The organism is Streptomyces sp. NPDC057543 (assembly GCF_042801895.1).
Taxonomy (GTDB): Bacteria; Actinomycetota; Actinomycetes; order Streptomycetales; family Streptomycetaceae; genus Streptomyces.
This window is the reverse complement of sequence record NZ_JBHVFF010000288.1, coordinates 1-11,090: the sequence shown is the minus strand read 5'-3', so window position 1 is coordinate 11,090 and position 11,090 is coordinate 1. Positions and strand designations below refer to the sequence as shown.

At 70.1% G+C, this 11,090-nt stretch carries 10 protein-coding genes; 3 read left to right on the top strand and 7 right to left on the bottom strand.

What is annotated here, in order from left to right; all coding sequences use genetic code 11:
* Positions 1-61: 61 nt before the first annotated feature.
* From ACFU8Q_RS33705 to ACFU8Q_RS33680, 6 genes are all read right to left on the bottom strand, one after another.
* Positions 62-964, bottom strand: a complete 903-nt coding sequence (locus ACFU8Q_RS33705) for a MauE/DoxX family redox-associated membrane protein (protein ID WP_384461587.1) — start codon at positions 962-964, stop codon at positions 62-64.
* Between the two features lie 31 nt (positions 965-995).
* Positions 996-1,610 (bottom strand): cell wall protein, encoded by a 615-nt coding sequence (locus ACFU8Q_RS33700; RefSeq protein WP_384461584.1) that lies wholly within the window; start codon positions 1,608-1,610, stop codon positions 996-998.
* 11 nt (positions 1,611-1,621) lie between these two features.
* Positions 1,622-1,825, bottom strand: a complete 204-nt coding sequence (locus tag ACFU8Q_RS33695; protein ID WP_323184007.1) for an RlpA-like double-psi beta-barrel domain-containing protein — start codon at positions 1,823-1,825, stop codon at positions 1,622-1,624.
* 784 nt (positions 1,826-2,609) lie between these two features.
* Positions 2,610-4,037: an RtcB family protein gene (locus tag ACFU8Q_RS33690; RefSeq protein ID WP_384461580.1), complete on the bottom strand. Its 1,428-nt coding sequence runs from the start codon at positions 4,035-4,037 to the stop codon at positions 2,610-2,612.
* 5 nt (positions 4,038-4,042) lie between these two features.
* Entirely contained in the window at positions 4,043-5,026 is a 984-nt protein-coding gene (locus ACFU8Q_RS33685; RefSeq protein ID WP_384461577.1) for a CapA family protein, read from the bottom strand.
* A gap of 24 nt (positions 5,027-5,050) precedes the next feature.
* The gene (locus tag ACFU8Q_RS33680; RefSeq protein ID WP_384461574.1) at positions 5,051-5,458 is read right to left on the bottom strand and encodes an archease; all 408 of its coding nucleotides are present in this window, start codon (positions 5,456-5,458) and stop codon (positions 5,051-5,053) included.
* A 904-nt stretch (positions 5,459-6,362) separates the two neighbouring features.
* On the opposite strand from ACFU8Q_RS33680, the gene ACFU8Q_RS33675 reads away from it, so the two are divergent.
* A complete protein-coding gene (locus tag ACFU8Q_RS33675; protein WP_384461571.1) occupies positions 6,363-7,427 on the top strand; it encodes a PP2C family protein-serine/threonine phosphatase in 1,065 nt (354 codons plus the stop codon).
* Positions 7,428-7,732: 305 nt separating this feature from the next.
* Here the strand turns inward: ACFU8Q_RS33675 and ACFU8Q_RS33670 are convergent, their stop codons facing one another.
* Positions 7,733-8,476 carry a DUF4232 domain-containing protein gene (locus ACFU8Q_RS33670; protein ID WP_384461568.1) on the bottom strand — a complete coding sequence of 248 codons (744 nt, stop codon included), beginning with the start codon at positions 8,474-8,476 and terminating at the stop codon, positions 7,733-7,735.
* Positions 8,477-8,914: 438 nt separating this feature from the next.
* Here ACFU8Q_RS33670 and ACFU8Q_RS33665 point away from each other — a divergent pair, with 438 nt between their 5' ends.
* On the top strand, positions 8,915-10,108 hold the full coding sequence (locus ACFU8Q_RS33665) for a PP2C family protein-serine/threonine phosphatase (protein WP_384461565.1): 1,194 nt from the start codon (positions 8,915-8,917) through the stop codon (positions 10,106-10,108).
* A 556-nt stretch (positions 10,109-10,664) separates the two neighbouring features.
* Positions 10,665-11,015 carry a MerR family transcriptional regulator gene (locus tag ACFU8Q_RS33660; protein WP_384461562.1) on the top strand — a complete coding sequence of 117 codons (351 nt, stop codon included), beginning with the start codon at positions 10,665-10,667 and terminating at the stop codon, positions 11,013-11,015.
* Positions 11,016-11,090 lie beyond the last annotated feature (75 nt).

Here is an 11,090-nt window from a genome sequence, read left to right as displayed (position 1 = left end):
GCCCGCACCACCGCGAGGTGGCGCGGGCGACCGAACCGGGCCGAGGTATCCGTCCGTGGCGTCAGCCCGCCATCGGCAGGCTCCTCCGCGACGGCACCGCGTTGAGCTCGTCCACGGCCACCGTCTCCCCGCTGTCCGCGTCGACATAACTGACACGGACGATCGGGTCGTCACCGGTGTCGCGCCCGGCCGTGGCGTCGAGTGCGAACAGCACCGCTACCGGGCGCGCGTTCTCCCGGTCCCCGTACACACCCGAGTACTGGAGAATGCGCCAGCCGTCGTCCTCCCAGTGGTCCAGCAAGGCGGACCGAACCACTGGTGCGGCGGCCTGCCAGGCAAGGGAGTTCTCCAGGAGTTCGACGCTCGCTGCGACCGGCACCTGGTCCCTCCCGGCGGTGCCGAGCAGCGGGTGACCGAAGACGCGCAGCCTCGTCCGGCGCAGCGGCAGCAGCCACCACCGGTCGAGGTCGGCCGAGAGGGCGACCAGTACCGCCGCCGCCCCGGCCAGGAAGACAAGGGCGCCAGCAGGCCGCTCGGAGATCGCCGACCACCAGGTGCCCTGCGCCACCGCCACCGTGGCCCCACCGATGACCACGACCGCCGCCCGTGCGAACGCCCGCCAGGTGATGGGGGTGTCCTCGCTGGCCGAGCAACCGCAGGAGGACTCCGGTGCCACGGTCCGGCCGTAGCCGAGGTAGCCGAGGAAGCCCGCTCCGAGGACCGCGGCTGCGGCCCCCGGCACCGGGTTCGCCGGGGTCATCAGCAGACCTGCGGCGATCAGGAGTTCACCTGCGCCGGTCGCGCGCAGCACCCTCGTGGCCCACTCACTGCTGCGCAGCATGCGGGCCAGCGCCGTCTTCGGCGCCTGCTGTGCAGTGCCCCGGCCGAACACCTTGACCGCTCCGGTCCACCCGAGCAGGCCCGCGAGGACCAGCGGGGCGAGGCCCGTTGTCAGTGACAGCATCTCTTCCTCTCTCTGTGTCGCTGGGCCTGCATCAGTGCCCGACGGAGATGCGGACCACGTCCACGGAGTTGTCGGACGGCCTCCAGGCACCGAGCACCTGGGCGCTCTGCCCGATGCGCAGCCGAGACAGGTCGGACGTCAGTGCGCGGCCGGCGTAGGAGGCGCTGGCGTCCGGGGCGACGTGACCGACCAGTTCGTGCTGCCCGTGGGCGAGGTGCAGCCGGTTCTTCGCGATGCCGCGGATCTGCGTGTCCAGATTCACGATGTTCACCCACACCGCGTCGGCGGCCACGGTGCCGTCGGGCATCTTGACGCCGCGTGCGTAGAGCCCGTCGCCGACGTCGATCACTTCGGCCGTGGTGGGGCGAACCTTCCACACGCTGGTGACGTTGGTCATCTGGACCCGGGAGTGGCCGCCGTTGGATCCGGCCACCTCCAGGATGCTGCCGGTGATGCCCGTGATCCGGCCCTCCACGAAGGTGGACTTGGCTATCGCGGGGTCGAGCGAGGGTTCCGCGGCGAAGGCGGCCTCGGCGTCGAGGCCGCCGAGCGCGGTCGCGCCGATGATGGTCGCGCCCCCCAGTGCGGCATTGGTGAGGAAGCGTCGGCGGCGCATCCCGTCGGCCCGGTCGTGTCGTACGGTCATGTCGGTGCTCCTCACTCGTAGATGTAGACCGGCAGCTTGCCCGAGCTCAGGTTGCCGATCGCCGAGAAGGCGGCCGGGGTCAGGTCGAGGACACGGTTGGTGCGACAGGCGCCATTGCAGCAAGTCGCCTCGCCGCACCAGTCCTTGGTGCGCGGGCCGCAGTCGGTGATCGTGATGCACACCGTCGCGCCCGAGCACTGGTGCTTGACGTTCATCACCGCACCGCAGCCGCGTCTGGGTATGTTCTCGCCACAGAGGTCGGGCCGGGTGATGTTCCAGCAGGCCTGTGAGGCGTTGGGCCACGCGCCGTGGCGTGCGCTGGACTGACAGTTGCCGCAGGCGCCGCCGCCGGCGCTGGAGCATGGCCCCCAGGCGTTGCCACAGCAGAACCAGCTGGTTTCACCGGCCCACAGGCTGGTTGATCCGCAAGCCATCGTGTTGCCTTTCTCGGAGAATGACGAGTGCATGACAAGTTCTCACCGAACGTCGACCCGATACATCAAGCGGGGACGCCCGCGTTCCGGCCGAGGATGGTTGTCCGAGCGAAGCAACTCAATGATGCGCGTAGACAAGCCGGTTGTATAGACGGTCTCGTTCCGTTTGGTCGAACGCCCAGCTCCGCGCCGACCGAGGGGGCGAAGTCGTCCGCGCGGCACGCGACGGTCAACTTCCTGGTCCTGCGCGACGACCCGGGTGACCGACGACAGCGCCCGGGCCTGACGGTTGAGCGCCGGTACCTCCTCGTCTTCGCCTCCGTCGATGAACAGCGTGGGCACGGTCACCGCACGCAGGCGAGGTCCCGCCGGATCGGGCCTGCCGCCGCGACGGACGACCGCATCCGCCGGAGAGTCCGGCGCCGAAGCAGCCGGCCGCGAGGACCTGGGGCCCGGGCTGATCGAGCGCACGCGAACGCGCCAAGCCGCCGCTCGTCGCGAACATCGGCCGAACGGGCGAGGCCCGCCAAGGAAGCTGTACCGATCTCCGGCGCTTCGTACCGGCTCATCCCTTGACTACTCCCAGCGGCACCATACGGGCAACCAGCCGTGCGAGTCCGGCACCCTCGGTGGCCGCTGCGACCGCGTCGACGTCCTTGTACGCCTCCGGCGCCTCCTCGGCGAGACCACGCCATGAGGACGGCCGTACGGCGATACCCCGGGCCTCCAGCTCGCCGCGAAGCCGCTCGCCCCGGACCATGCGCAGCGCATGGTGGCGGCTCCAGACGCGGCCGGCGCCGTGGCAGGCGGAGTGGAACGCGTCGTTGCCGGGCAGGCCGACCATCACGTACGAGGCGGTGCCCATCGTCCCGGGCACCAGTACCGGCTGGCCCGCCCGGACGAGGTCTTCGGGCAGGCTCGGGTCGCCGGGCGGCAGCGCCCTCGTCGCGCCCTTGCGGTGGACGCACAGTGGACGTGCCACGCCGTCCACTTCGTGGGTCTCGAGTTTGGCGGTGTTGTGCGAGATGTCGTAGACCAGCTCCAGACCGACTCCCGCAGCGGTCGCGAAGGCATGACGGGCGGCTTCCGACAGCAACTGGCGATTGGCACGGCCGTAGTTGGCGGCCGCCGCCATCGCCCCGAGGTAGGCGCGGCCCCGCGGCGAGTCGACCGGCGTACAGGCCAGCTGCCGGTCCGGGACCTGGATGCGGTGCCGGTGCAGTTCCTGGTCCATCACGCGGACGTGGTCGGTGCACACCTGGTGCCCCAGGCCGCGCGAGCCGCAGTGGATCATGACGCACACCTGGCCCACCCGCAGCCCGAAGGCCGCTGCTGTGGCCGGATCGTAGACCTGGTCCACCGCCTGGACCTCCAGGAAATGGTTGCCCGAGCCGAGGCTTCCCACCTGGTGGAGACCGCGCTCGACGGCGCGTGCGCTCACCTGTCCCGGGGCCGCACCCTCCAGGACGCCGTAGTCCTCGCAGCGCGTGAGGTCGCGCGGCACACCGTGGCCGTGCTCGACCGCGTACCGAGCGCCGCCGACCAGCAGCTCGTCCATCTCCCCGGCGCCCGACAGCTTCCACAGGCCGCCGCGCCCCATACCGCGCGGGATGGTCCTGTCGAGGATGTCCATCAGCCGCCGCGTCCGGTCGTGGTCGAGATCCTCGCGGTCGATGCCGGCGGCCAGCAACCGTACGCCGCAGGAGATGTCGAACCCCACACCGCCGGGCGAGATGACCCCACCGTGGGAGATGTCGGTGGCGGCCACCCCGCCGATCGGGAAGCCGTAGCCCCAGTGGACGTCGGGCATGGCGAAGGAGGCGCGGACGATGCCGGGCAGCGTCGCCACGTTCGCCACCTGCTCCAGCGCCTTGTCCCCCGCCGCCTGCGGCAGCAGCGCCCGCGAGGCGAACACGACTCCGGGTACGCGCATCGGCTCCCGCTGCTCGATCCGGAAGCGGTACGAGCTGCTCTCCAGCAGTGCGATCTCCACGTCCCTCACCTCCAGTCGACCGTCAGCCATCCGGTCCGGTCGACGACGGCAGTGCCGAACTCGGCGCAGGCGGTGGTGAGCCGGTCGCGGATCCACTCGCGCTCCTCGTCACGCGCCAGGCGGGTGTGGCAGTAGTCCAGGGTCAGCGGCACCGCCCTCACCCGGGCAGGTACCAGGTGCGCGGCATCCGGGCCGTCCAGGGTCACCAGGAAGAGGAGCCCGAGGTCGTTTCGCAGGACCGGATCCACGGCGTAGTCGTCGACGAAGTCACCCAGGTCGTAGAGGATCCGGTCGGCAATCCCGTGGAAGACGTGGGCGGAGTGCCCGGCGACCAGCGTCGCTCCCGCCGCAAGCAGCTCCGGGGCCGCGGCCGAGATGCGACGCGGCGGCCGGGAGGTCATGTTGGGGCCCCAGTGCGGGGTGACCAGCACGACATCCGCCTCCGCGGCGGCCCGTCCCACCGACTCCGTCAACCAGCCGGGCACGCCCGCGTTGAGATCGGCCCAGGCCACGCCGGGACTGCTCTCCCCTGCCGCGTACTCCTCCGGGTGGTCCGTGACGCCCACCACCGCCAGCCGGACACCGCCCGCCTCCAGCACCGCGAACTCCCGGGCCGCGCGCGCGTTCGCTCCGGCGCCGACCGTGTGGACGCCTGCCCCGACCAGCAGGGTTCGGGTGTCGGCCATGGCGTCGAACCCATAGTCCAGGGCGTGGTTGTTGGCGAGCGTCACGCAGTCCACCCCCAGTTCGGCCAGCACCTTCGCGGCGTCGGAGGGCGCGCGGAAGAAGAAGGCTTTTCGCGGGTCGGGCCAGCGGTGCCCGCGGTCGGAGACACAGCACTCCAGATTGAGCACGAACAGATCCGCCTCCGCGAGCGCCTTCCTGACCCCCGTGGAGACCAGCGTCCCCGGCACCGGCGAGCGGCGCAGTTCCTCGGCGACGTTGCGCCCGAGCATGGTGTCGCCCGCCAGGGCCACCGTGAACGCCATGATCCTGTCCCTTCCCCGCCCCCCTCAGACGTCGAGGGTCACCCGGCAGGTCCAGCCGCCAGGGCCGCACCGCAGCTGCAGGTCGTACAGCGAAACGGCCTTCGGCACCGCTCCGACCGGGACGACGGTGCCCGCGTCGGCCATTCGGAAGCGGACCGACAGGCCCCGACCGTCCCCCGCCGACCGGATCGCCCCCACCTCCACATCGAGCGGGATCTCGCCGTCGGCATCCATCCGGTAGACGACCTCCTCCAGGACGGACACCAGCAGATCCTCATCGGATTCCGCGGTAATCGCGTATTCGTGGTCCCCGACCACTGCGGCCCCGGACGTGTCGGCGAAACCCTCCACCAGCGCGCGCACAGCCTCGCCGATGCAGCCCGCGACCGTCGGCGACCACGCCTCCACCTGCATGTCCGCGGTGTGTGGCACAGCCCAGTGGCCACTCGCGCCAGCCTGCTTCCCCGTGGGTTCCCGACCGTCCACAGTCGGCGCCTCTCCGTAGTCTCCGTACGCACAGCCTGAGGCCGAGTTCCCCGAGCCGCGGGCTGTGTCTCTTCCAGAGTCGTCCCGTACACCGCTCCGGGGCAACCATCACGAGGCGCGGCCGCCCGTCGGCGTTGTCCCGCCCACCCGAGGAGCGGGCCCACACCGTGCACAGCCTTCTTGGGCAAGTGCATCATCCCAGGTCAGCGCACCCCTCCCGGAGGCTTCGGCGCCACCGGCGGAAGTTCGGCAGCCGACAGTCCACTTCATACGCGTGAAGGGCGCCCTTCCCCTCGTCAGGAAAAGAACCGGGTTGTTCGCGACCGTGGCTCGTCCGTGCTCCACGTCGGAACCGGGGTCGAGGGCAGCGCCGTCAAACTTGCGGTCAACGCCTGGAAGGCGGCCTCGACGGTCGCCATGAGCGATGTCCTCGCGCCGCGGAACGCTGCGTCCGTGTCCGAGCGCAGCACCCGAAGCGCCCCAGCGTGGTCGCGCGCGACGGTGAAGCGGGCGTCAGGACGGGACGTCGTCGTTGTTCGCCGGCCGCACCGGTACTGACATGCCATTGGCTGGAGCAATGCCCGGCCCGAAACCTTGCGGCGCAGCAGGATGGACGTCTTGACCACGTCTTGTGTCAGGAGTTCCGTGTGTACAGGCTCTGTGAGCGGGCCCGCCGGGAGCGCCGTCCGCGTGCGGGTCACACGGTCGCTCCGTGCTCCGACGGGGCAGCGTCCGCGCTCGCTCCGCGCCGGCGACAGCAGTGAGGTGGCCAGGCCGTCCCCGGGCGGCGAGCGACTGGACGGCGCGGCCTGGTGAAGGGGGCCCGCTGGTACCTGCCGCGCCCGCATGGATGCGCTGGCTGCCTGCTTTCTACGTCGCGGGCATCCTGGTGATCGAACCCATCACGCCCGTGCAGTGGCCCGTGAGTTTCCTGCTCATCGCCCTCCCGGTGATCGCCGCCTTCGCCCACGGCCCCGCTGCCGTCGCTGCCGTCACCGTATTCGCGATCGTCTTCGAAGGCGTCCTGGCCGGCACCCCGTGCTGCGCGGGCCGCCCGGTGAGCTACGTGTGGGATCGCCACTACGTGACCGCCTACCTGTGCACCGCTCTGGTCGGCGCTCTCGGCACACTCCTGGCTGCCCACCGCGTGCGCCGGGAGCGCACCCTCGCCACCGTGCGTTTCGTGGCCGAGATCGCGCAGCGTGTCCTGCTCAGCCCGGTCCCTCACCGCATCGGCCCCATTCAGGTGGAGACTCTCTACCTGTCCGCCGACGCGGAAGCACGCATCGGCGGCGACCTGTACGAGGCCGTCCCCACCACGTACGGACTCCGCCTCGTCATCGGCGACGTCCGGGGGAAGGGCCTCCCTGCCGTGGAAACGGCCGCCACCCTTCTAGGCGCCTTTCGCGAAGCCGCCCACGACGAACCCGACCTCGCCACCGTTGTCCGCCGGGTAGAGACCAGCATGAACCGCAGGGCCGCACGCCTTGCCGGAAGCGACATGGCCGAACGCTTCGTCACTGCCATCATCGCGGAGATCCCTCGCCGTCACGTGGTCCGCATCGTCAACTGCGGCCACCCCCCGCCCCTGCTCATCCGCTCCGACGGGGTCACTGAGCTGGAGACGGCCGACCCGGCACCACCGCTCAACCTCGGGATGCTCCTCACGGAGGCCTACCACGTCGACGAGTACCCCTTCCGCCCCGGCGACCAGTTGCTGCTCTACACCGACGGCGTCACCGAAGCGCGCGACTCCACGGGGGCCTTCTATCCCCTCCCCGAGCGTGTCCTCTCCTGGGGGCCCCTCCCACCCCGGGAACTTCTCGACCGCCTCCACCACGATCTCCTCGTCTACAGCGACAACCGCCTCCACGACGACACTGCGGCTCTCGCCGTTTACCACCTGCCCGGCTAGGAACCAGCACTCACCCCACAGCCCGCCCCTGGGAGCGCCAGGCTTTACGTGCTGGGCAGAACGGCTACGGGTTGCGGCCCGCCAGAATCCGGACCATTCGCGGTCCAGGAACAAGGAACTCGCCATTGCGACAGTCGTTTCCGCTGGTGAGTGCAGGTACGCCCCGGGTCCGACTTCTTCACGGAACACAAAAGAGGCGCCTGACCTGGGCTGTTGCCCGACAGGCGCCTCTCGTTCGGACCACTTGCGCTACTCAGCCGGGCCGAAGGAGGTCGCGGCCGGCCGTTCGGCGGTGTGCGGGCGGGTCAGGACTGGGTGTCCGCCTGCGTCATGGAGCTCACTGCGTCGGCAATCGTGCTCCGGTAGAGGCCCAGCTTCGGCTTGAGTACCTTCGCGCCGGAGCCGAGCGGGAAGTTGTGCGTTTCCGCGTTGGACATGTGATCGTCGTCGGCCAGCACATTCAGCTCGTCGATCCCGGCCACGGTCCCCGTGGTCGCACCGCGCGGGTTGAGGTCGATCACCGCGTAGGCGGTCTTTCCGGCCCGGACCGGGTATGCAGGGGCGCCGCCGTGACCGCTGGGGATCAGCGGCTTGACGTCCTTGCTGTGGTCCGCGGCGTGCGAGTTGCCCAGGCTGACCCGCGGGAAGTGGCTCAGGCCGCAGGCGCTCACGCCGTGGTTGCGCACCTCGATCACCCGCTGGGTGGCCGCGCCGGCCCGGCGGGTCACGTGCACCGACAGCTTCTGGCTCTCACACGGATGCGTGTAGGCGTAGCTATCGGTGTCCGTATTGCCGCCGCTCGCCTTCGCGGTTCCCTCCTTGGCAGTGCCCTTGCTCGCGGTGGCGGCATTCGCGGTCCCGGTGTTCGCCACCGAGCCGTCGGCTTTTGTGCCGTCGGCGGGCTGGGAGGAGGCGGCCGATGTGGAGCCGTTCGCCGGGTCGGCGGCCTTCGTGTCGCTGTCTTCACCGCCGCAGGCGGTCAGTGCCAGGGCCAGGGCGGCAGTGGCCGCGGCGCCGAGGACGACATTGCGGTTGCGGATCATACGCATGGAGATTCCCCCGATGTGATGGTGGGACAAGGCCTGATTTCTGCGGCGGACCACCCCTGACCTCCTGACATTCATGAGTCTCCCGTCCGGTGTTCACGTCCTGCTGACGTCCCGCTCATGTCCAGCCGACGTCCCCGGATCGACGAGTAGCACCTTCAGGATTCCGGTCCGCCTTCGTGATCGACTCAACGATCGAAGCACGGCAGAGTCACGCTGTTGGAAGGCGGCCGTGGCCATGACGGCCTTCCGGAGTATCCGGGTCCGCATCCGTCGGTTACGCCGGTCGGCGGAGCGCGAAGTCGGACCTGACGGGCGCACGCTGCTCGGCCGAACGCCGCGACCCCGTCCCTCAGGACCTGGCCGGGTTCGTGGAATCCGGCCTCCTCCTGCCACCGGCCCGACTCGTGCACCGCCCGGGGGCAGTGCACTGTGGAAGACGTGGGTCTCAGTGAACGCATCGCGGGTCTGCGGGAGTCATGGCGGCCGGGCCATGCGCTGCTGGTGTTCCCCATTGCGCTCATCGTCGTGATCACGGTTGTGGAAATTCTGGCGCCGAAGGACATCCGTCTGGGGCCGCTGCTGATCATCGCTCCCGCGATCACCGCCTCATTCGCCGGTCCGCTGTCCACCGGGGTGATCGGAATCCTGGCCGTGGCGGCTCAGGCGTACATCGGTCTGCACTTCGGCGAACTGACCTCCCGGAGCGTGCTCGTGCAGATTGCCGCCATCGCCGTGCTCTCGGCGCTGGTCGTGTTCTACTGCCTGATACGCGAGCGGCACGGCCAGGAACTCGCCCGGGTACGGTCGGTGGCCGAAGCCGCGCAGCAGGTCCTGCTCTGGCCGCTCCCCGACCGGATCGGGCCGCTGCGGGTCGCCTCGCTGTACCTGGCCGCGGAGGACGAGGCCCTGATCGGGGGCGACCTGTACGCGGCCACCCGTACCGGGGGCGGAACCCACGTGATGATCGGCGATGTGAGAGGCAAGGGCCTGGCCGCCATAGGAGAAGCCGCCCTCCTGCTCGGCGCCTTCCGCGAGGCCGCCCACCAGCACACCAGCCTGCCCGCACTCGCCGCCGCCCTCGAACGGAGTGTCGGCCGCTACCAGGCCGACTTCGAGCCGGAAAGCGAGGCCGGGGAACGCTTCGTCACCGCGCTCCTGCTGGAGATCCCCGACCACGACCCCATCATCCGCATGACCAGCTGCGGACACCCCGCCCCCCTGCTGCTCAGCCCAGGACATTCCGTCTCCGTCCCGATTCTGCACCCCGCACCCCCACTGGGGGTCGGCGGCACAGGGCAGACGGGCTACACCGTTGACGTGTTCACCTTCGAGGACGGCGACACCCTTCTCCTCTACACCGACGGCGTCATAGAAGCACGCGGCCGAGAGGGAGACTTCTACCCGTTCGCCGAACGGGCCGCCCGGTGGACCGACAGTTCTCCGGAGATACTCCTGCGCCACCTGCGCCGCGACCTTCTGGCGCACGCCGGCGGGTATCTCGCCGACGACGCCGCTGTCATCGCTCTCCACCGCGCTCCTGCCGGAAATTCGGGACTCCATCACGGAGAGGCCGCCCAGTCCGACGGCTTTCGTCACAGCTTCGGAAAGACGGGCCCACCACGGGAGTGCTGACCGGAGGTCGACCCGCCCCAAAACATGCGCTGCCCTGCACACATTTCTGGCGCTTATCCTCATATAAAATCTGTCATGGCCGTAGTAGACATGCCCCATCTCTGGAGTTACTGTCTTCCACATAGCCAGAAAGTCGGTGCGGTGCGGCAGAGACGAACGGCCGCACCCCACACGACGGAAGCGGGTGTGGCACGGCAGCGGAACGACGGGGCTCCAAGGATTGAGGGACCCCTCGTAGACCGCCGGGCCGGCGGCTCGTGTGCCGTCGGCAGTACCAGGACCCGCATACGGATCAGCCAGGAAAAAGAAGGAGGCAAGCACCATCAGGATCGCCCGAGCGAGGACGTAGTCAGCCCGGGTACCGCAGACCCCGGAACGGAAGGTGGTCACACGGTCACGCATCCGCGATCCCCGCACTCACTCCCATCAGCCGGGAGACAGTGCGGAAACGACAGGCCGGCGCCGTAGTAAGCCGGCAGATGGTGTTCAAATCCCTCAGGGCCCTGGTGCGGTACAGCGCCGGGGCCCGCGACACGTTCCCCGACCAGAGGTGCACATGACCGCAGACGCCCCCCTCGGCCCTCTCGACGACGACCACTACCCCGCCTACACCATGGGACGGGCCGCCGAAATGCTCGGCACCACTCCCGCCTTCCTGCGGGCCGTCGGAGAAGCCCGCCTCATCACTCCGCTGCGGTCCGAGGGCGGGCACCGCCGCTACTCCCGCTACCAGTTGAAGGTCGCCGCCCGCGCCCGCGAACTCGTCGACCGGGGCACCCCGGTCGAGGCGGCCTGCCGCATCGTCGTCCTCGAGGACCAACTCGACGAAGCCCGGCGCGTCAGCGAAGAACTGCGCCGGGCGTCGAGACGACGGCCGGCAGCCGGAAGGTCAAGATCTCCGAGCTGACGGCCGACCTCCGGGACGTGACCGTCACCGGCGACTGGGCGGGCGCGCGGGCGGGCTCGGCGTCCGGCACGGCCC